A 19,877-nucleotide genomic window follows, 5' to 3' on the forward strand; every position below is an offset into this window, starting at 1 on the left:
GTGATTGATCGATTGATTCATCACTCCCATCTACTGTTGTTTACTGGGGAGAGCTTTCGATACAAGGGATCTTTAATCTAATATGCGGAGTGGCAAGTGGCATACATTTTTAACTGCCATTTACTACATTTTTTACTTGCCAAATACAACTACACCTCCTGAGACATTTTTACCGTCGGGGAGCAATAGCTGCTTGAGCCAAGGTCCAACCATTCTATCTAGGAATTATATTATCATAACTTTCAATAAAATGAATGCATTCCTCTTTTTTTGGTAGTATCTTACTAGCGGTTTCCTCGTGATATAGTATATATGACTGGGTAGTTCGCCATGATAAAGAACATTTTTCTGATCGTTCCTGTTGGTTGCTTGGTGAATCTTTGGTGCCAGGAGTCGGTTTTTAACACTTGAATTTCCTATGAAGTTGCAACCTAAATAGCATTATGACAATAGCTATTGTCATAATGCTATTTACAATGTGAATTTGTATGTTATTTACAATGCTGATTTTTTTAAGCCGAGAGGATAATTGTTATTTTATGTTAAAGTCAAGGTAGAGTTTGTGAAATAACGTACTTAAACTAACGGGGCAGGATTATTGAATAAAAATGGAAAAGCTTTAAGTGAAATATAAAGTAACGATGGAATTATATAGATTGGAGGGTATTTGATGAAAATCAACGCATATCTTATTCAATTAGGAATTACGATAATAGTTATTTTTGGAGGAACTTTTACTATTCGTTATTTCAGAACTGGTGAACTTTTATTAGACCAAACTATTGGAGTTTCGGTTGGCGTTGTCCTTCTGATTGCATCATTGATTTGGAGGAAAATGAATAAATAATTTTGTTAAGCTAACAAGTCCGTTAGTTTAAGAAGACAATAAAAAGAAACGCTCAGAGATTAAAAACTTCGGAGCGTTATTTAGTACCAATTATATTGTTATTTTAGTTGTTATTTCGGTTGTTAAATGTACTGCATTTTAACCTGCTATTTGTCATTTTGTACTTCAAAACAGAACGATTATATAAAGTTGTACCGTTTTATTCTCTTTGAAAAACAGGGGAACCTGTCCCCTCCTTTCATTCTAAATTATCACGATATCTTGATGATATACATATGTCTATTACATATACATTACAAATATTACGTTTTTTTTTACGAGGGTGAAAGGAATGGATGAATGTAATGGATGTTACATGGAGGAGGGTAATGATGAAAAAAATGAAATTCCTTATGGCACCGATTTTAGCTATGGGGTTGATTTTAGGAATTGGTGTAGGTCATGGCCATGCTGAAGAGTCTACAGTAACGGTGGAGGAAGGGGATACACTTTGGAATATTGCAGCGTCTCATGAAAACGTAACAATCTATGACCTTTATGAGTGGAATCCAGGGGTTGATCCTTACCATTTGAAAATAGGAACGGAAATTATCATGGAACCAGGAAGTGATTGGTATCATACGGTTTCTGCTGGAGATACTTTTTACAGCATTGCCGACATGTATGAACAGGTTAATTTATCAGACTTATATGTATTGAATCCGAATATGAATCCATTTGATTTACAAATTGGATCCAAAGTCAGAGTCAAAAACGTGGATGATGGTCACGAGTACTATACGATTAAGGCAGGAGACACGCTCTATTCGATTGCTATGGCGCATCCAGATGTGCCGCTTGTAGATCTATATAATCTTAATCCAGGAATTAACCCCTTAAACCTGCCAATTGGATTGGAAATTCGATTGAAATAGGGGGATGAAGGGGCAGGTTCACCGGCTCTATTAGCCAAAGTCATAACAATGGACCGCGGTGCTTGTCCCTGCTATATCTTGTTATTTCTTTTTATAATAGAAGATTTTGAACAAGAGTTGAATGAGGCGTTCATAAAATTAAATGGTGTTATGTACATCAGATCTACCTTTAGTAGTCGGAACCGCTTTTTTAAAACAAAAGCAACTTCCAAACATGAAGGCGTGTTTTGGGAGTTGCTAAAAAGGAAAAAGGTGCCACTATTAATGACTTGCAAATAAAACTAAATTATACCGCCACTGAGGTGTTGGACATCATTTAGTTCTGTTGTCTGCCAAGACGGTAATCGAGTAAAGTTGTTATCTGTTTGATTCCTCATATCCCTTCGTCAGTAAGGCGCTGCTTAACATCCTCCGTCATCTACTTACATTTCCCACCTTCTGGGAGAGCTTCTCTTAAGTACTCTCGAACTCCAGCCTTTCTTCCCACTCAGCCTCCATCATCTTTATTCATAAAGTGCTTCATATTCTCCTTACCCCAAAAATACATACTGTCAATTATGGGCATTAAACTAGATCCTAGGTCTGTTAAAGAATATTCAACTCTGGGTGGTACTTCAGGGAAAACATGCCGTTTAACAATGCCATCTTCTTCAAGTTCCCGTAGCTGAGTCGTTAAAACTTTGTGCGTTATTTTAGGAAATAACTTTTTTAACGCACTGAATCTCATGGCCCCGCCTTTCCCCAGATGATAAATCATCGTAATTTTCCATTTCCCGCTGATAATGGAGAGTGTCAATTCTTTTTCACAATTAAATTTCCCGCTTTTCACTTTTTTCAAGGTCTCTTGCCGCAAATTTTCTTGCAATTGTCCACCTCTCCCATCAAAAGTATTCTATAGGTAACTATGTTACATGAAAGTGCGGTATTTTAAAAATTAAAAAGATTAATTAATATATAGATTATAGGAGGTACATTGCGTATTACCTATTGGAAGCAAAGGGAATAAAGATCAAATTCATAGGAGGAGTGTAAATGCCTGGTAATCGTGCGGTTGCTTATGCAGGTGCTGGAAAAGTGGAGGTGAAGGACACTGATTTTCCTGAACTTATTTTACGGGATGGTCCCGGTGTCAACCCACTTAATGTAGGGCGGAAATGTGAACATGGTGTGATTTTGAAAGTGATCACGACAAATATCTGTGGAAGCGACCAACATATGGTCAGGGGCCGCACTACAGCTCCCGAAGGTTTGGTTCTTGGTCATGAAATCACTGGTGAAGTGATGGAAACAGGGCGGGATGTGGAGTTCATCAAAAAAGGTGATATGGTTTCTGTCCCTTTTAACATTGCCTGTGGACGTTGTCAGCAGTGCCGTGAACAAAACACCCATGTTTGTTTGAATGTTAATCCGGATCGCCCTGGTTCAGCTTATGGCTATGTCGACATGGGAGGCTGGGTCGGTGGCCAGTCCGAATATGTCATGGTACCTTATGCTGATTTTCAACTACTTAAGTTTCCGGATAAGGATCAAGCAATGGAAAAAATTCTTGATCTGACTATGCTGTCTGATATCTTCCCGACCGGCTTCCACGGAGCGTATAGTGCCGGAGTCAAACCAGGGTCTACCGTATATGTAGCGGGGGCAGGGCCGGTCGGATTAGCAGCGGCTCATTCAGCTCAGTTGTTGGGCGCCTCTGTCGTGATCGTTGGTGATTTGATTCAAGAGCGGCTGGAGCAAGCCAAGAGTTTTGGCTGTGAAACAGTAAATTTGCGCGTGCATGATGACTTAGGAGAACAAATTGAACAAATTCTTGGGGTGCCAGAAGTAGATTGTGCCATTGATGCCGTTGGGTTTGAAGCTTCCGGGCACGGGCAGGAAGCAACTGAAGCTCCGGCTACCGTTTTGAACTCTATTATGGGTGTAACCCGGGCGGCTGGGCAACTAGGTATTCCAGGTCTATATGTAACGGAAGATCCAGGAGCCGTCGATGAAGCAGCCAAAAAAGGTTCCCTCAGCATTCGATTCGGGTTAGGTTGGGCAAAAGCCCATACGTTTGTAACCGGGCAAACTCCCGTTATGAAGTATCATCGATCATTAATGAATTCCATTTTGCACGGTAAAGCGAATATTGCCAAAGCCGTAAATGCGACGGTGATTTCTTTAGATAAAGCACCACAAGGGTATGAGGAATTTGACAGTGGGGTCGCAAAAAAATTTGTGATTGATCCTCATGGCGTTTTGTAAAAGTAAAATGAATTATAAATTAACTAAAGGTGGAGGGTTAACATTATGAGTAAAATAACATTGGATTTAGCTACAAAGATTATTGCAGCAGCAGAAAAAGAAGCAGCAGATATAGGGGTTTCCATGGTAATAACTGTCTTGGATGACGGTGGGAATCTTGTTGCCACGCATCGAATGGATGACGCTTGGCTGGCAAGTATCGATATTGCTGAAAATAAAGCCTGGACGTCTGTGGCTTTGAAGATGCCAACATCCAATTTGGCGGAAGCGACAGCTCCAAACGCTGAACTGTATGGTTTGAATACGACGAATAATGGACGTATTGTCGTATTTGGCGGGGGAATCCCACTCCTTAAAGATGGAAAAGTAGTAGGCGCTGTAGGGGTGAGCGGAAGCACTGTCCCTCATGATGTTCAAGTGGCAGAAGCTGCTGTTAAAGAATTTGAAAATGTTTCGATTAATGTTTGATATAAAAACCTTCATTCCTTAAAGCAAAAAGAGGAATGCTTTATCAAAAAGAAACATCCGAATGAACCAGAAATCTTGTTTAGTGGAAGCAACGGATTCGGAAATATACTACGCTATCCACGGGCGGCTGATGGGCCTATTGGCTGGACAATGCACAGGATTTATTGCGGGGAGCCGATTGAGTGGACAACGGATGAAATGGCGGTCGTGTTTACTTTTTGGGGAGAACAAGCCGGCATGAGCGATGAGCCGGAACCGACATTGATATTCGTAGAATGGCAGATATGAATAAGAATGACAGGTAGCAACGGAAAGGGAGGTTGCTTCCTGTCATTTTTGGTTGTCTGTTCTTCTGTCTCTAAAAAGTGGCGTGACCATAAGACTATCGCGTTCTAGGCTTGTGGCGGTGCTTCACTCACATGCAAGTATGGCTCCATCCTCTTCAGTTCTTCCTCGGGCAATGCCTTCTCGATCATCGGGAAGATGACCCGCTCCTCTTTGCGGATATGGGTTTCCAACAATTGTCCAAGATGGTTCATGAGGGAGGTAGGGTCCTCCTCTGATGCAAGAATCTGCTGTATGTGCGAGCGGATGATCACGTGCTCCATCAGCATTTCGGATATCTCCTGGCGTTCCACAGAATCATGCTGTGCATAAACCGGAAGCAGAATCTCCTCCTCATCGCGGAAGTGCTGGTTGCCGTCCCTCTCCCAGAAATACTCCAGATTGTTTTTCATTTCGTCCGCGGTCAGCTTGCTCTTTTCTGTCCCTATCCTTCTCAGCTGCAACGCCATGAACAGGGCATGATGGTGGTGATGGGAAAGCGGATAGAGTGATTCATGCCGTTTGATTCCCTTTCTCTGTTTTTCCATTCGAATCGCCTCCTAGGAAGATTCTGTTCTGGCTCTAGTATACATCTTCCCACTGGGGAAGGATGTGATACAAGTCACCGGAGGGGGGAGTGAGTACAGATTCTCTGCTGACCTGACTGTTAACAGAGAAATAAGGTAGTACGGTGGTAGAGAAGGGACCGGAAAAAATCTGCGCTATGACGGGGGAACCGGAGAACCAATCATTTAACCTGTAATTCTTATATTTGAAGGAAGACGTAATCAAGTTAATCACAAATCCTGCGCAGGTACTCTCTGATTTCTGTTTCAATGACCTGATCATCGTATAAACTGGCATAAATGACAGATTCAAATACGAGGCCATGGATGAAGATCGTTAACGAATTGGCGCTGTCTTCAATACTCGTGGAACTTTTAATATACCCTTCATCATAAAGCATCCGTAATACATCTTTTGCGAAATTGAGGTTCACTTCCCGGGATTCATCTTTTGTCGCGCGGTATTCCGGGTTCATGGTGGCCATGATGGAAAATTTCATCCAGATGTCGTTCTCCATTCTTTCTTCTTCTGTATTCGCTTGGACAATTTGTTTGATCATGCGGATGGCATTTTCAAATCCTCCTTGATTCTCCTGTACGACCTTTTGCATCCTCTCCTCGAATCGCTGATAGATGACGTCCATTGCGAGCATATAAATGTCCTTTTGCTTTGGAAAGAAGTATTGGACAGAGCCTAAGGATAATCCCGCTTCTTTGGCAATTTCACGGGATGTAGCTTTTTCAAAACCGGATTGGTGAATGATGCGGAACATTGCTTCTACAATTTGATCTTTTCGTTCAGCATGATCTATTTTCTTGGGCATATGTATAACTCCTTTGATGTTTTAAGTCAATTGTATTATAATGTATTTAAGTCAGTTGACTTAATTAAGGGAAAGAGGTATTTATATGGAAAACCTTTTACTTCAATGTCTTTTTGTATTCTTTGTAAGCATGGTTCCTTTTCTTGAAGTATTTTTGACTGTCCCGACGGCCATCATCGCTTTTAACTTTCCACCGTTTGCAGCACTGATCTTGGCTATTTTTGGAAATGCAGTCAGTATCCTTGTCTTCGTATTTTTTGGAACTCAAATTAATAGGCTCTATCATACACTATATAATAAACTTCGGAAGAGGGAAAACACATCCAAGGAATTCAATCCTCGGATAAAAAGAACCTTCGACCGCTTCGGCGCAATCGGCGTATGCTTTCTATCAACCATTTTGTTCAGCAGCCAGGTTGGTGCTGCAGCAACCACAAGTTTCGGGATCTCAAGAGGCCAAGTGTTCATTTGGACGATTTTAGGAGTCATTACAGTAGCCGTCGTGATGGCCACGTTATCCGTAGTGGCAGAAGGATTAGTCTCATCTTTAGTGAATTTATAGGGGATATCCTGGAATGTTCCATTCGAAAACCAATGTAAGAGTATGGAAGAAATGAGCTGAAGAAGTAAAGTTGAATATAAAAATACCCAGAAATACAATGACCCCTAAAAGTTAGACAAGGTAATTTAATAAGCAGCTAGTTAGGCATGAGTTCGGTGTACCGGCCATGCCTTTTGTTATGCCTTGACCCGTTTGTTATTACAGTGTTCCATGTATTTCTCCAACTGTTATTTAGGAATTATTGCCATGTTATTTGTAAAGTTCATCCTAACTCACGTATTTGTATCAAAATTTCGAGCTAATGTAGTTTATTAGGACTAATTCTTTTGGAGCTCTAGATAAGGATAAAAATGGAAAAAATAAGGACATAATAATCTGTTTCAAGTATTTTAATTTTGCTAAAATACAGTCGAGTAAGAAAATACTATTGCTTCTGACACCCTATAGGTACTGGAAGAAGGAGGTGAGGTAAATTAGTTTAATTAGTAAATCACACTCTGGCTACCTGGAAAAGTATATCACACGAATAAATTACGAAGATAAAGAACTAGTACTGGTTGGCCCAGTTGATCTTCCACTTACGGTGAGAGAGAAGACGGTATTTTTTAAATGGTTTGTTTGGCTGGATTCTAAGGTTTTAGGCGGAAAGGAATTAAACATTGATCAGATAGTCAGGAAAGATCTTAATGAATTTCAGCATTCTTCTGTTCTGGTGTATGGTGACTTGAACGATGAAAATATAACCCCATTTATCAGATTACATAGTATATGTCAGACAGGAGATATATTCGGAAGCAAGAAATGTGATTGTGGCAGACAGTTCGAAAAATCATTGGAGCTTATTCTAGATAATGGTTCTGGAGCTCTTTTCTATTTAACTGATCATGAAGGAAGAGGTATTGGATTATTTAATAAAGCTCTTACTTATTTATTACAGCAAGATGGACTAGATACTGTGGAGGCCAACCTTGAATTAGGATTGGATGTTGATCGTCGTCAGTATGGAGAAGCGATAAATATTCTGGGGTACTTAACCAATCGGCCTATAAATCTTATAACTAATAACCCTTTGAAGATATCCAGTTTGTTGGAATCCCAATTGGATATTAAAGAGATTATTCCCTTATGGACTGAGGCTTCGGAACATAACGCCTATTATGTACAAACCAAGATTGAAAAAACAGGACATTTAATCTAAATGCCAGGGAGGAATCAGAATGCACTTAGGACCTATTACGGCGGTAAGCTGTAGCGCGGATAGTCAAAAAGTATACACCGGAGGATACGACAAAAGGGTTATCATATGGGATAGAGAGAACGACAAATCAAAATTGCTAGGGGTGCATGACCATTTAGTTAACAACCTTTCTTTATCAAATAAAGAAAGATTATTAGCAACAGGATCTGCGGACTATTCCATCAATTTATATAATCTGCAGGAGAATGAACTTGATAAAACCCTGCTCGGTCATTCTGATGATGTGGAAGATGTGAGTTTTAATGGGGATGACAGTCTGTTGGTGTCTGTTTCAAGAGATAAAAGATGCCTGGTTTGGGATGTAGTATCAGGGAAGGTTGTTACAGAGTTCAGGGGGCATGAAAAAGATGTCCTCAGTGTCTGGGTAAATGGCTCTTCTGCATTTACCACAGGCGATGATGGTCGAATACTCATATGGAATATAGAGAACGGTGAACTCATAAAAGAATTGGGCCCGTTTGAATTTGAAGTTGATACAGTTGGTGGAAGTGAGCAACTGGGGTTATTTGCTATTGGCAGAGATGATGGCACCGTAATGGTATATGATTGTAAAACATTTGAGCTTATACAGCAATTCCCAGCCCATGATAGGGGAGTGAAACAAGTAGAATTCTCTCAAACTGGTAACTATATATTGACAGCTGGTTATGATCATCAAATAAAGATATGGGAAACTCGTGGATTTGAGTTGTTCCAGGTACTTGAATCAACCACATACCAATGGGAAAGGTCTTTGGTATGGACACCGGATGAAAAGAAAGTTATTGGTGCAAGCTTCGGAAAGAAATACAATGAATGGGACGTTAAGACAGGCAAACACATTAATAATAAAGAAGAATTAGCAACACCATCTATTAACGATCTAGATCTGGACGATGATAAAAATGTGGTGACGGCCTCTGATGATGGGCGTTTGAGGTTGAACGGGAAAGAAATACATGAATCCAAAGGCATCCTTACGAACGCTGCAGGAATATCCAAAAATGGGCAGTATAGCATTTGGGGCGATCATGCAGGAGAAGTCACCATTGTTGATACCTTTTCAGGTAAGAAAACCAACATTGCGCTAAATACAGGTCCAGTCAACACGATATACTTTGATGAATATACAAATTCTTTTTATGTGGGGACCTATGGAGGGCATGTTCATGTAATCAGTACAGAAACGTTAACCCAAACTTCTTCCTGGGCAGCTAATGAAGGAGCGGTTAAAGCTGTTGATGTCGATGACCATTTGGCTGTAACTGTATCTGCTGAAGGCAAATTGAACATTTTTGACAAGAATAATATCAAAAATAAAAAAGAATATAAAGGACCGACAGCAATCGCTAACGATGTTTTTCTTGATTCCGGAAGAAACCGAATAATTGTTGTAAGCAGGGATTGTATGGTAAGAGCTTTTGATATTCGTACTGGTCGGATATTAGATCAGCATGACCAACATAAATACTCTATTAAATCTGTAACTGTCACCAAAGATGGAAGTATTGTAAGCGGAGATTACTGGGGATTTGCAGTTATTTGGAATATTGAGAATCAGTATCTAACGTCACCATTCAGAGTGAGCAGTAATGGGATAAGCGCTCTTAGATCATCTGACAATGAGGTCTTCTGCAGTTCTTATGACGGAGGAATCTATAAGATAAATAATGACAAAGAAGTCAATGAAATATTAAGGCTATTTAATCAAACAGAAGGTTTGTCAGTAGTTTAATCTATATAAAGATAGCAGAATAATCACAATGGTTATTCTGCTACTTATTCTATTAAGAGATTGGTGAAGCGAATGGTCAAAACTTTGTTGGTAATTGGGGAACTAGGATATAAGCTTATTAAAAATAAAGCCAATAACCTCCATATTAATACGGAATTGATAAGTACTGATCAATGTTCCACAAGTGATTACACCGCTATAATTAGAAAGATAGAGAGCGTGAATCCTGATGTCATCATCTCCCGCACAGACCCTAACTTTGAATATGAAGCTATACGCGATTTCTTTGTCGCGAAAAAATTCCCCCACCTTAAAATGATTAATACTGGAGAAAAAGCATCGTTATTATCATACGATAAGGCATTAATGCGGCATTATTTAATCGAAAGTAATATACCCATTAGCAGAGGGCATGTTATTTCAAGTGATAAGTTGAGTATGGAGAGATTACAAAAAGAACTGTCTCTACCCATTGTTATAAAGCAAATACACAGTTCTTCTGGTCAAGGAGTCTTCTTTGTAAATGATGAAAGTGAATTAAATGATATTAAAGAAAGAGTGAAACAGCAGCCGTTGATAGTGGAGGAATTCATAGAAGGAAATGAATGTGGGCTGGAAGTTCTTAAGACGAAAGAAGCTATATTGTTCTATCCTCCATCCTACTTAGGGGTGACTGATAAAGAAAACCCAATAAATAAAATGAGAAGTTCACCCTATCAATTGGAGGAAGGTACATATTTGAGTATAAAAGAAAAACTTACTGAATTTATAAGTAATCATTTTGATGATTTTGTTGGTATTTTGCAATTTGACCTAATAGTTACAGAACAAGGATGGTTTGTAAATGAAATGAATGCACGGATAAGTGGATTAAGCCATTTAAATAGTTCTGTTACCAACTTATCACCATATGATGCCCTGGTCATGTTAGCTGCTGGTAAAAGTATAACCTCTGTAGATTATAATGGTCTGGTCAGCACAGAATTTTCCGTTAATATAGATCGGAATGCCATTAATGAGTTAAGTAAACATCCAAACATTCAATTCATTAGAGGAAAGGTTAGTGGAGATGAAAAAATCGTGACAATGAAAGCTGGTAGTTATGATGAATTAGCTGATGTTTTCAAGGAAATTTTCGGTGAGCCAAATCCGAGCATATACGAGAAAATCAGGGCTTTAAAGGAGATAGCGTATGTTTAACCATCATGTTCTGGTAATTGGAGCGGGAAACGATAGAAATGGATTTTTTAAAACACTTTTAGAGAACAGGATACAAATCACCTATGTAGGAGCAACCTATTATAATAATTATTCACATCTTGTCCATAGAGCGATTTTTTTTGATACGCATGATCCAAATATGTGGCAGGGATTAGTATCAGAATTGGAGGAGATCCACAATACGAACCCCTTCCATGCTGTTATAACTCTTTCCGAACTTGATGTGGAGTCAGCTTCTTTCCTTGCAAAGAGATTTGATCTACCCCATTTAGATGAAGAAGCAGCAAGAATCTGTAGAAATAAATATAAGATGCGTCAAAAACTTAGCAGGGACGATATTCCTTCTCCTCTTTTTAACAAGGTGGAAAAGCAAGAAGAGGTATACGCCTTTGCTGAAAGAATTGGCTATCCGCTTATTCTAAAACCTACAGATAACGGTGGAAGTGTTGGTGTAACGAGAATTCATAGCAGGGATGAAATTGATAGCAAGTATGAGGAAGTTTGTAGAAGTAGTTTGAATGGGGAGTTGATAGCGGAACAGTATATCGCTGGTGAAGAATATAGTGTGGAAGTTATCGTTCAGCATCAATCTGTTCAGGTAATCGCTGTTGTTGATAAACAGGTCCATTCGGATGCCGGATATTTTGTTGAAGTAGGACATACGTTGCCTAGTCTCGCACTAGAAACTACCCAAAACACGTTAAGAAAGATAGCAATCCAAGCAGTTAAATCAGTAGGCATCGATCATGGTTTAGCGCATGTTGAAATCAAACAGCAAAATGATGGTGAGTTTTATGTTATGGAGATTGGGGCAAGAGCAGCCGGTGACTTAATACCCGACTTAATTAATTACAGTTATGGATGGAATTACTATAAAGCTGTAGTAGATATTGCGTTGGGTAAACACTATGAACCACTACCAGATACAAACAGCAGGTATGCAACAATACAATTTATGCTGGGACGATCCAGCCATTATGTCAGAGGCTTTCCTCAGATGGATACGAAAAACCCGGGTATAAAGGATATCAAATATAATATTAGAACAGGAGATCAAGTCAAGCCAATAAAAGCCAATTATAGCCGTCTTGGTCATGTCATGTACGTTTCTGACGATAAGGAGTCACTAAGAGATTGTGATATACTATGCCAAAAATTCTCGCCGATCTTAAAGCAGACTGATTCTTCTGAAGAAAAGGAGTTTTCTAGTGAAAGCTGAGATAAAAGAAGTGTGGAGCAATAGAAATTTTGTATTTTTGTTTCTTGGACGATTGATATCCAGTCTGGGCCATAATTTATATTTACTTGGTCTTCCTTGGCTAGCATTGCAATTAACCGGGTCCGCTCTTATATTATCAACCGTGTTTGCTGTAGAGTATATAGCTAAACTGGTTAGTGCTCTTTTTGCCGGTGTGGCTGCCGATAAATTTGATAAGAAAAAGATTATGATGTTTTCTGCAATATTGCAAGCCATTATTTTACTGATCATCCCTTTTACATATACCTTGGACCTTTTCTCGGAATGGATAATCTATAGTGTAGCGATTTTAATTAACTTTGTAGGAGGCTTCTATTTCAATTCAGAAAAAGCTCTATTGCCGAGCATGTTTGAAAAGAGCTTGTACACGACGATGAATTCTCAATTCCAATTCATTAATATTATCTCCCGATTTTTAGGTCCGACCGTAGCAGGAGCGCTTATCGGACTATTAGGCCCCGTGTATATTTTCACGATAGATGCATTAGCATTTATCATTTTGTTTTGCTTTGTTCTTTTATTAAATGTACAGTATCAAAAGTTTGAAGGCATGTCGGAAGGTTTCATTGCGTCTGTAAAAGAAGGGTTATTGTTTCTTAAAGAAAACATGGGTCTAACCAAAATAGCTTTTGGAAGTATGGTCCTAAATATGGCGGTCGGTCCTATATTGGCTTTGCTGGTGTTTTATTCTTCAAACGAATTGAATGCTAATTCCTTTCAAACCGGCCTTGTATACTCAGCTGGTGGAATAGGGGGAGTATTGGTTAGTATCTATGCAGTGAAATTGAAAGGCATCTTTACTAGATCGGTGCTCTTCCTTTGGAATATTATTATTCTAGGTGTTGGGATTATCACTCTAGGAATGGCCAATCATTGGATGGTTGCTGCAGCCAGTTTCTTAATCATTATGGGAATGATCATGCTATACAACATAAATTACAACACAATGGTCCAAGAGATAGTCCCGGTCAAATATAGAGGGCGGGTAGGCTCTACGTTGTTTTTATTATCCCAAATTAGTGTACCTTTTTCTATGACGCTAGCGGGTCTGGTTTCCGAGAGTATCGATATCAGAATTATTTTCCTTTCCCTGGGCCTCTTCATGCTGATATTCGGTATAGTTTTTTATAAGGGAGTATATACTCGCTATACTTTTGTAGACTTCGATGAGACAGAACAAAATTCAGCACAACCAGGAGGGTGACCGATGAACATTAAATTGTGCTCTAATCTATGCACCTATTATTATGAATTGTTAAAAACCATACGCTCGGAGGAGTCCACGATCCCTTTTTTACTAAATCAATACAGAGAAAAAGACTGGAAAAGGGATTTGGTAGAAATGCTTGGTGATTCCCCTTATTTTAGTGTTAGTAATTGTGAGAACAGTGGTGAGGCAAAAGTAGATGTTAATATTTTAAAAGGAGTTATAGATGAGCTGAATGAAAAAAATAAAGTTAATTATCAGGGAGCCATCCTTTATGTGCCAAGCGAAGATGAGAACTGGAAGATAGTTGCTGCTGCGTTTGCTTATTATAGAAACTGCAAAGTGTATGATTATAATGAGACCGATTTATCAGATTTGATCGATTTCGACCATATCATACTGATTGGTGAACCATCGGTATTAGAAAACAATATTGTCTCCAGACTATGGGAAGATGGTTTAAGTGTACGTGGCTCTTGGCTCTCCCAACAAGAAAGAGTTATCGCGATGGTGACCGGGCATACGGTGGAGGAAGCGATTGACTTAATCAATAAGGGGCAAATCTATCCATCATTGTCAAAAGGAATAGATAAAGACGTAGTAAATGTAGCGGTTAATAACGAGTTTGAAGATATCGATAAAGAAAGTGATACCTATATTCCATGGTCAAAAGCAACTCGGCCTGAGATTAATAAGCATACGGCTGAACCTTTTCTTTTATGGAATAGCATGTTGCATGGAAGGGATAATATGAGCTGGTTGAACGGTACTGTATTATGCAGCAGAGGAGACCTATCTGATATCAGGCTGACCGAAGGAAGTAAGCCTCCGGGCTTACCTTCCTGTTATTATACGGGAGAATGCCTGATTCCCGAACTGGAACTCATACCGATTGAGAAGATTAAATCTTTAATTATGTATTCCAACACTTGTTCTAGCTACAAAACCAGTAATTCGTTATTTGATAATCATTTCAGTTTATCGTTACGCGCTGTTTCAGGTTGGACTGGTGCTTATATTGCCAGTCCGTTTATGGTAGACGGCCGGCACTTTCAGAATATATTGTTTGAATACTTAATGAGGGCGCACTTTTCTTTATCTGAAATAGTGTACGCTTTAAATAATTCTGTGGTAAATGCAGAGCTTGACTTTGCAAACATATTGATTATGGGCGATCCATTTATTCAATTAGAGAAGAACTTTGGTAGTAATAAAAACTCCACTTTGGAAATGGAATATTCTCATGACCTATTTGACCATATGATAGAGCTGACCGAAATCACTTCTGCTCATTTAGTTGTAAAAAATATGCCTGAGGAACTTATAGGAAAGCAGATTTTCTGTTACTCCAATAAAAATCTTCCGAATACTAATTTTGCTTTTTATTACGAAAAAAGTGAGCTGCATTTATTCATCTTATCTCTCCATCCTCAGGACAAGATAAAAATACAATTTGGCAAGGGAGAGGTGATGGGAGATGTTTATAGAAAAATAGAGAATATCAAAGATAAAATAGAGCACTTCCAAAATCTAAAAATCAACACGAACGATATTCAGAAGTGTTTGAAGGACCTTCACTTCTTTAAGAACAACTTAGAGAAGAAGGACGAAGAAGACCATCATATCAGGAATATTAAAAAGGTTAACAAATTAAACCAAAATATCAATCAGATAGAAACTAGAGTAAATGATGATTTAATGAATTATGTACTGAACAAGACTAAAAATACGAATTACTTAATTTACGAAGAGTACAAACGATTGTTCTACTTGACACAGATAACGAAAAATCAAGTTATCTGTCGACATTGCGGGGACAATACATTCAAGTATTTTCTTAACGCAAAGTCAAATTCTTCACATGAAAGGGAAGTTGTCATCTGCCCTACTTGTGGAATCCTGGACGATGTTTCGGCTAAAGATCCCCTTCTAGTAACAATAGATGATGAGTCTCATAAAGAAATCGGGGCATCATTCACCGAGACCATTAAACTGATGAATGTTTCAAATGAAGATCAAATAGTTGCTGTCACAGGTGAAGTGGTGAAATCAAAATATAATCTTATTGAAAGAGAGACGGATCCAAAAGCTATTCTTCTATCCCCTGAAGAAGGGACAGAGGTCAAAATGGATTTTCTTGTCAATAGTTCTACTAAACCTCATCATTACTGGCTGAAGATATACGTCGTCACTAATGATAATCTAAGCATATATACAAAAAACATATGGGTTGCCCCTTCAACTAGTAATCAAGCTTCTGATAGATTCATTGGAAGGAGAACATTACCCAATTAAAGGAGTGAAGGGTTTGACGAAGCATTTATTGTTGATCGGTTGTGGATTTCAAGGGCTGGAATATATTGAGACTGCTCGAGAAATGAACATGGAAATTTCCTTGATGGTAGATTCTCAACAACTAAATATCCCGAACTTAGATAAAGTATATAGGAAAGCGGATAACTTGTACTATCTCTCGTCCTTCCATGAAGAAGAGATTGTGAAAAAGGCCTTGGATATAAATAAAGAAAATGAAATAAATGGAGTCATAGGTTATTCCGAACCTCACATTAGAAGTGCTTGTATAGTAGCGGAAACTTTAGGGTTAAAATCGCCGGGATTATATGCGACAAGTGTATCGCAAAATAAGTCTTTTCAAAGAAGCATTATGGAGAACAGGGGTCTCCTGGTCCCTAAGAATTTCACTGCTTATGTACCTGAAGTAATTAATCATCTAGACAACGACAGTCTCTACGTAATAAAACCGCTTGATAAAGCTGGAAGTATAGGGGTGGAAATTCAACGTGGAAGTGATTTGAAAAATGAGAAGATGCTTCAGGAATTAGAATTTCCCGTGCAAGTGGAAGAGTTTATTGACGGGCAAGAGTATAGTATAGAAACATTAGTTCAAGATAACGAGATATTGTTTGAAAATATTACTACAAAAGAAATCTTGAAAGGACAGTATCCAATTGAAAAATCACATACTGTTCCTTCTGATATAAGCCGAACTCATCAGAGAGAAATATTAAAAGTAAACTCAGAACTAATTGACCTTATTAAAATGGAAAGCGGTATAATCCACCTCGAAATAAAAATAAACAACAACCAAGTTTATATCATAGAGTTCGCTGTTAGAACACCTGGAGGGTACATATTGAATTGTATTAATAACGCTTACAATTTCAACATATTCAAAGCAATAATCGAAATTGCGATAGGAGAACCTCCAAGAGAAATTAATAATGAATCAAATCGGATCGGGTATGCAGAGTTTTTAACACCAGTGGTTAATGATAAAAAAAGAATTAATAGTATAAAAGGTATCTCCACTATCCAGTCATTTCCAGGTATTGAACGATTCTTTACTTCTATGAAAGAAGGAGAATGTTTGTCACCGATTGATTCAGGATTAAAAAGGCCAGGTTATTATCTGGCTACATTCTCTTCTTATGAAGAGAAGTCCAAGACTACTGAAAAAGTTAGGGAAACCTTAGTCATAGAGGTAGATTAAAATTATACAGAGGAGTAGAGCTAATGGTTTTAAAAGGTACTGAATTTTATAATTCAGAAAAAGGGTTACACCAATATATTGAATCTAAGAATGTTGCTGATGAAGCGAATAGCACGCTGGAAAAACCTTATATTATGAACTTGGCTGGTGATGTATTGCAGAAAAGAATATTGGACCTTGGTTGTGGTGATGGAGAATTAGGTAACCGGTTTTTGGAGAATAACAGCGACGGCTACTATTGTGGAATAGATGCCTCAAAAAAGATGGTGGAAATGGCTAGAGAAAAATTACCTGCCAACGCTACTTTGAAGCAATGTAATATTGAAGACTGCTGGGAAAATGAACCTTGGAGCAGTAAAGCATTCGATATAGTCATATCAAGTATGGCATTACATTATATTCACGATCTGAATAAAGTGATGGGTAAAATTCATAGGGTTTTGAAAGATGAAGGAACTTTTATTTTCTCTGTCGAACACCCAGTCATCACAAGCAATTATGAAAGTAGTGAAGGAAATGAGGACCATGGATCTTGGCTTGTGGATAATTACTTCACCGAAGGAGAAAGACAAACCTATTGGCTAGGAACTAATATATTAAAATACCATAGGTCGTTGGAAACTTATTTTAGTTTGTTAATTAATAATGGTTTTTTAATCGATGATGTTAAAGAAGGTAAACCGGTACGAGAGCGGTTTATGTATGAACATAATTATGAGCAGCGTTTAAAAAAGCCTATGTATCTGATTATTAAATGTAAGAAAAAGGGAGGAAGAGCTGCATGAATTTAAGGTTGGAGCTATTCGTGTCTAACGTGGAAGAAGTTAAGCAGTTCTATATATCCATTTTCGACTTTGAAATAGTAAAAGAAACGAATGATTATCTTTCTTTAGAGAAAGATAGCGTAACCTTGGGTATTGGCAACATTAATAAACTTGAATCAACTCATCCATTAAAAGGTGATACGAGAGGTAAAGGCATAGAAATTGTGTTGGAAGTCGAGGATATTTACAAGACTTATAATGATATTAGAAGTAAGGAATACCCCATTAATACACCGTTACAAAATCGGGATTGGGGGTTAACAGATTTCCGTTTAAAAGATCCAGAGGGGTATTATATTAGAGTTACATCAAAAGAATAGTACGGATGTAAAGTAAAGACTGACTAATTTGTTACTTTTAGCGAAGAAAAGTCTACCGGAAAGAGAGAAAAGAAATTGATACCGCACAGAGTAATATCTGTGCGGTAACTATTTCTCGTGCGCCAGCCCCAGCCACTCGGGCCACACGCCAGCGCACTCGTGCCTCGACCACAGCCACTCGGGCCACACGCCCGCACACTCGTGCGCCAGCCGCAGTCACTCAGACCGCATGCCGGCGCACTCGTGCGCCACCCCAGCACCCGGCCCTCAGCCTTTCTCCGGATATACCGAAAATCTCCGCAGCTCCCTGGTTACTCGGGAGATGGACAGGCCGACGACATTGTAGTAGTCGCCTGTGATCTGTTTGACGAACATGGCTCCAAGGCTTTGAATGCCGTAGGCGCCCGCCTTGTCGTAGGGTTCGTCTGTGGAGACGTACCAGTTTATTTCTTCCTCGGTAAGCGGCCAGAATTCAACCGCCGTGCGTTCGACGATCACCACTTCATCCTCCTGGGAGCGGATCATCACACCGGTATAGACCTCATGAACCTCTCCACTTAGAACTCTCATCATTTCGGCTGCTTCTGCCTGGTTTCCGGGCTTTTCGAAGATTTTTCCTTGAAATGAAACAACGGTATCCGCCGACAGGATGACTTCGTCCGGGTGTTCAAACGGAACGCTCCGTCCCTTCCGTATGGCCAGCTGCTCGACTTTCTCCACCGGGTCTCTGGTGGTGATTTGTGATTCATCAAAGCCTTGCTTGCGAAGGGAGAAGGGGATATTCACTTGCTGCAACAGTTCTTGTCTTCGAGGGGACGATGATGCGAGAATCAGTTTTTTTGTCATGATTATTTCCTCCTGTGGTACTTATGTTTTTTATTATCGCAATCGACTGGCAAACGATACAGGATCTTGCTCATCTACGCTCGGCGACTCCGTAGATGGTCTCTTTTGGATGACCACACCAACGGTTTCTTTGAAAATGATAAAAAATGAACAGGATTCTCATCAAATTTTAATCTTCCTTTTGCCGTCCTTTAATATCTGTCGTCTATAGTACAGATATAGACATAAACAAGGAGGAATAAAGATGAAGAAAAAATTATTTATCGGTACGATTGCAGCGGGTGTCATTTTCAGCGGGATCACGGTGGCAGCATCAGAAGACGACGGGAAACAGGAGCCCATCCAAAAGGCGGAAACATCGGAAAAACAGACCGAGATTTCCTATGTAGAAGCGAAGAAAATTGCGCTTGATGAAAAGGATGGCCATGTATACGGTGTGGAATTGGAAGAAGATGATGGGACTTCCTATTATGAAATCGAAATCGGGAACCGGGGAGAAGCACAGGACGTGTATGTCCATGCAACTACTGGAGAGGTATTGAAAGTAGAAGACGATGACGACGATGAAGAGGAACGCGAAGAACAAACCCCTTCGGATATCCTGAGTCATCAAGAAGCAGTGGAAATTGCCCAAAACACGGTGAGTGGAAAAGTCATAGAGATGGAATTGGATGAAGATGATGGCCGCTATGTATATGAATTCGAACTGCGGACAGACAAGGGCGAAGCAGAAGTGGAAATCGATGCGGAGACTGGGGAGGTATTGGAAACCGAACTGGATGATTGATCCAGCTGGTAGAGTTACCTGCTTGTAACAATCAGCTTAGAAAAGAAGCCAAAGAGCGGACAGCTATTGTCCGCTCAGCTTGTAGAGAAACCTCGTGTTTTTCTACAAGCTTTTTTCTTGCCTCCAGGAGCACAGACCATTCCCTTTCCGCGGACGAACGCCCGAGCCTCCTCGTGAAAACC

General features: G+C 39.3%; 20 protein-coding genes and 1 pseudogene. 17 read left to right on the plus strand and 4 right to left on the minus strand.

Annotation, left to right across the window (positions count from 1 at the left end; all coding sequences use genetic code 11):
- Positions 1–670 precede the first annotated feature (670 nt).
- Entirely contained in the window at positions 671–847 is a 177-nt protein-coding gene (locus ACFOGI_RS05445) for a hypothetical protein (RefSeq protein WP_390269624.1), read from the plus strand.
- 371 nt (positions 848–1,218) lie between these two features.
- Complete coding sequence (locus tag ACFOGI_RS05450; protein WP_390269627.1) at positions 1,219–1,761, plus strand: LysM peptidoglycan-binding domain-containing protein; 543 nt, start codon at positions 1,219–1,221, stop codon at positions 1,759–1,761.
- A gap of 487 nt (positions 1,762–2,248) precedes the next feature.
- Here ACFOGI_RS05450 and ACFOGI_RS05455 read toward each other — a convergent pair whose 3' ends face one another.
- Positions 2,249–2,626 carry a winged helix-turn-helix transcriptional regulator gene (locus ACFOGI_RS05455; RefSeq protein WP_390269629.1) on the minus strand — a complete coding sequence of 126 codons (378 nt, stop codon included), beginning with the start codon at positions 2,624–2,626 and terminating at the stop codon, positions 2,249–2,251.
- Between the two features lie 167 nt (positions 2,627–2,793).
- Here ACFOGI_RS05455 and fdhA point away from each other — a divergent pair, with 167 nt between their 5' ends.
- The 3 genes from fdhA to ACFOGI_RS05470 all read left to right on the plus strand — a co-directional run bounded on the left by fdhA (position 2,794) and on the right by ACFOGI_RS05470 (position 4,761).
- Positions 2,794–4,005, plus strand: a complete 1,212-nt coding sequence (gene fdhA / locus ACFOGI_RS05460) for a formaldehyde dehydrogenase, glutathione-independent (RefSeq protein WP_390269631.1) — start codon at positions 2,794–2,796, stop codon at positions 4,003–4,005.
- Between the two features lie 45 nt (positions 4,006–4,050).
- Positions 4,051–4,473 (plus strand): GlcG/HbpS family heme-binding protein, encoded by a 423-nt coding sequence (locus ACFOGI_RS05465; RefSeq protein ID WP_390269634.1) that lies wholly within the window; start codon positions 4,051–4,053, stop codon positions 4,471–4,473.
- A 150-nt stretch (positions 4,474–4,623) separates the two neighbouring features.
- Positions 4,624–4,761 (plus strand): hypothetical protein, encoded by a 138-nt coding sequence (locus tag ACFOGI_RS05470; RefSeq protein WP_390269637.1) that lies wholly within the window; start codon positions 4,624–4,626, stop codon positions 4,759–4,761.
- 104 nt (positions 4,762–4,865) lie between these two features.
- Here ACFOGI_RS05470 and ACFOGI_RS05475 read toward each other — a convergent pair whose 3' ends face one another.
- Positions 4,866–5,345 carry a hemerythrin domain-containing protein gene (locus ACFOGI_RS05475; RefSeq protein WP_390269640.1) on the minus strand — a complete coding sequence of 160 codons (480 nt, stop codon included), beginning with the start codon at positions 5,343–5,345 and terminating at the stop codon, positions 4,866–4,868.
- A gap of 245 nt (positions 5,346–5,590) precedes the next feature.
- The gene (locus ACFOGI_RS05480) at positions 5,591–6,187 is read right to left on the minus strand and encodes a TetR/AcrR family transcriptional regulator (protein WP_390269643.1); all 597 of its coding nucleotides are present in this window, start codon (positions 6,185–6,187) and stop codon (positions 5,591–5,593) included.
- Between the two features lie 85 nt (positions 6,188–6,272).
- Between ACFOGI_RS05480 and ACFOGI_RS05485 the strand changes: the two genes are divergently transcribed.
- The 11 genes and pseudogenes from ACFOGI_RS05485 to ACFOGI_RS05535 all read left to right on the plus strand — a co-directional run bounded on the left by ACFOGI_RS05485 (position 6,273) and on the right by ACFOGI_RS05535 (position 18,062).
- Positions 6,273–6,749 carry a small multi-drug export protein gene (locus ACFOGI_RS05485; protein ID WP_390269646.1) on the plus strand — a complete coding sequence of 159 codons (477 nt, stop codon included), beginning with the start codon at positions 6,273–6,275 and terminating at the stop codon, positions 6,747–6,749.
- A 583-nt stretch (positions 6,750–7,332) separates the two neighbouring features.
- Positions 7,333–7,947 (plus strand): GTP cyclohydrolase II, encoded by a 615-nt coding sequence (locus ACFOGI_RS05490; RefSeq protein ID WP_390269649.1) that lies wholly within the window; start codon positions 7,333–7,335, stop codon positions 7,945–7,947.
- A 10-nt stretch (positions 7,948–7,957) separates the two neighbouring features.
- Positions 7,958–8,296, plus strand: a pseudogene (locus tag ACFOGI_RS05495) (WD40 repeat domain-containing protein); the annotation flags it as partial.
- Positions 8,270–9,721, plus strand: a complete 1,452-nt coding sequence (locus tag ACFOGI_RS05500; RefSeq protein ID WP_390269678.1) for a WD40 repeat domain-containing protein — start codon at positions 8,270–8,272, stop codon at positions 9,719–9,721. The pseudogene ACFOGI_RS05495 and the gene ACFOGI_RS05500, both read left to right, overlap by 27 nt.
- Before the next feature lie 72 nt (positions 9,722–9,793).
- On the plus strand, positions 9,794–10,921 hold the full coding sequence (locus ACFOGI_RS05505; protein ID WP_390269651.1) for an ATP-grasp domain-containing protein: 1,128 nt from the start codon (positions 9,794–9,796) through the stop codon (positions 10,919–10,921).
- Entirely contained in the window at positions 10,914–12,161 is a 1,248-nt protein-coding gene (locus ACFOGI_RS05510) for an ATP-grasp domain-containing protein (RefSeq protein WP_390269654.1), read from the plus strand. Before ACFOGI_RS05505 ends, ACFOGI_RS05510 begins: the two co-directional genes overlap by 8 nt.
- Positions 12,151–13,404, plus strand: coding sequence for an MFS transporter (locus ACFOGI_RS05515; RefSeq protein ID WP_390269657.1), 1,254 nt, complete (start codon positions 12,151–12,153; stop codon positions 13,402–13,404). The genes ACFOGI_RS05510 and ACFOGI_RS05515 overlap by 11 nt, the downstream gene beginning before the upstream one ends.
- A 3-nt stretch (positions 13,405–13,407) precedes the next feature.
- Positions 13,408–15,702 carry a hypothetical protein gene (locus ACFOGI_RS05520; RefSeq protein WP_390269660.1) on the plus strand — a complete coding sequence of 765 codons (2,295 nt, stop codon included), beginning with the start codon at positions 13,408–13,410 and terminating at the stop codon, positions 15,700–15,702.
- 13 nt (positions 15,703–15,715) lie between these two features.
- Positions 15,716–16,918 carry an ATP-grasp domain-containing protein gene (locus ACFOGI_RS05525; RefSeq protein WP_390269663.1) on the plus strand — a complete coding sequence of 401 codons (1,203 nt, stop codon included), beginning with the start codon at positions 15,716–15,718 and terminating at the stop codon, positions 16,916–16,918.
- 23 nt (positions 16,919–16,941) lie between these two features.
- Positions 16,942–17,703, plus strand: coding sequence for a class I SAM-dependent DNA methyltransferase (locus ACFOGI_RS05530; RefSeq protein ID WP_390269666.1), 762 nt, complete (start codon positions 16,942–16,944; stop codon positions 17,701–17,703).
- Positions 17,700–18,062: a VOC family protein gene (locus ACFOGI_RS05535; protein WP_390269669.1), complete on the plus strand. Its 363-nt coding sequence runs from the start codon at positions 17,700–17,702 to the stop codon at positions 18,060–18,062. The genes ACFOGI_RS05530 and ACFOGI_RS05535 overlap by 4 nt, the downstream gene beginning before the upstream one ends.
- Positions 18,063–18,329: 267 nt before the next feature.
- Here ACFOGI_RS05535 and ACFOGI_RS05540 read toward each other — a convergent pair whose 3' ends face one another.
- The gene (locus tag ACFOGI_RS05540) at positions 18,330–18,908 is read right to left on the minus strand and encodes a Maf family protein (protein ID WP_390269672.1); all 579 of its coding nucleotides are present in this window, start codon (positions 18,906–18,908) and stop codon (positions 18,330–18,332) included.
- A gap of 244 nt (positions 18,909–19,152) precedes the next feature.
- Between ACFOGI_RS05540 and ACFOGI_RS05545 the strand changes: the two genes are divergently transcribed.
- A complete protein-coding gene (locus ACFOGI_RS05545; RefSeq protein WP_390269675.1) occupies positions 19,153–19,695 on the plus strand; it encodes a PepSY domain-containing protein in 543 nt (180 codons plus the stop codon).
- The last annotated feature ends 182 nt before the right edge of the window (positions 19,696–19,877 follow it).

Origin of the sequence: Virgibacillus xinjiangensis (genome assembly GCF_042643145.1) — a bacterium.
GTDB lineage: Bacteria > Bacillota > Bacilli > Bacillales > Amphibacillaceae > Virgibacillus_O > Virgibacillus_O xinjiangensis.

Coding starts and splice junctions, on each gene's coding strand:
- ACFOGI_RS05445 (WP_390269624.1), top strand. CDS start 671: ATGAAAATCAACGCATATCTTATTCAATTAGGAATTACGATAATAGTT.
- ACFOGI_RS05450 (WP_390269627.1), top strand. CDS start 1,219: ATGAAAAAAATGAAATTCCTTATGGCACCGATTTTAGCTATGGGGTTG.
- fdhA (WP_390269631.1), top strand. CDS start 2,794: ATGCCTGGTAATCGTGCGGTTGCTTATGCAGGTGCTGGAAAAGTGGAG.
- ACFOGI_RS05465 (WP_390269634.1), top strand. CDS start 4,051: ATGAGTAAAATAACATTGGATTTAGCTACAAAGATTATTGCAGCAGCA.
- ACFOGI_RS05470 (WP_390269637.1), top strand. CDS start 4,624: ATGCACAGGATTTATTGCGGGGAGCCGATTGAGTGGACAACGGATGAA.
- ACFOGI_RS05475 (WP_390269640.1), bottom strand. CDS start 5,345: ATGGAAAAACAGAGAAAGGGAATCAAACGGCATGAATCACTCTATCCG.
- ACFOGI_RS05480 (WP_390269643.1), bottom strand. CDS start 6,187: ATGCCCAAGAAAATAGATCATGCTGAACGAAAAGATCAAATTGTAGAA.
- ACFOGI_RS05485 (WP_390269646.1), top strand. CDS start 6,273: ATGGAAAACCTTTTACTTCAATGTCTTTTTGTATTCTTTGTAAGCATG.
- ACFOGI_RS05505 (WP_390269651.1), top strand. CDS start 9,794: ATGGTCAAAACTTTGTTGGTAATTGGGGAACTAGGATATAAGCTTATT.
- ACFOGI_RS05510 (WP_390269654.1), top strand. CDS start 10,914: ATGTTTAACCATCATGTTCTGGTAATTGGAGCGGGAAACGATAGAAAT.
- ACFOGI_RS05520 (WP_390269660.1), top strand. CDS start 13,408: ATGAACATTAAATTGTGCTCTAATCTATGCACCTATTATTATGAATTG.
- ACFOGI_RS05530 (WP_390269666.1), top strand. CDS start 16,942: ATGGTTTTAAAAGGTACTGAATTTTATAATTCAGAAAAAGGGTTACAC.
- ACFOGI_RS05535 (WP_390269669.1), top strand. CDS start 17,700: ATGAATTTAAGGTTGGAGCTATTCGTGTCTAACGTGGAAGAAGTTAAG.
- ACFOGI_RS05540 (WP_390269672.1), bottom strand. CDS start 18,908: ATGACAAAAAAACTGATTCTCGCATCATCGTCCCCTCGAAGACAAGAA.
- ACFOGI_RS05545 (WP_390269675.1), top strand. CDS start 19,153: ATGAAGAAAAAATTATTTATCGGTACGATTGCAGCGGGTGTCATTTTC.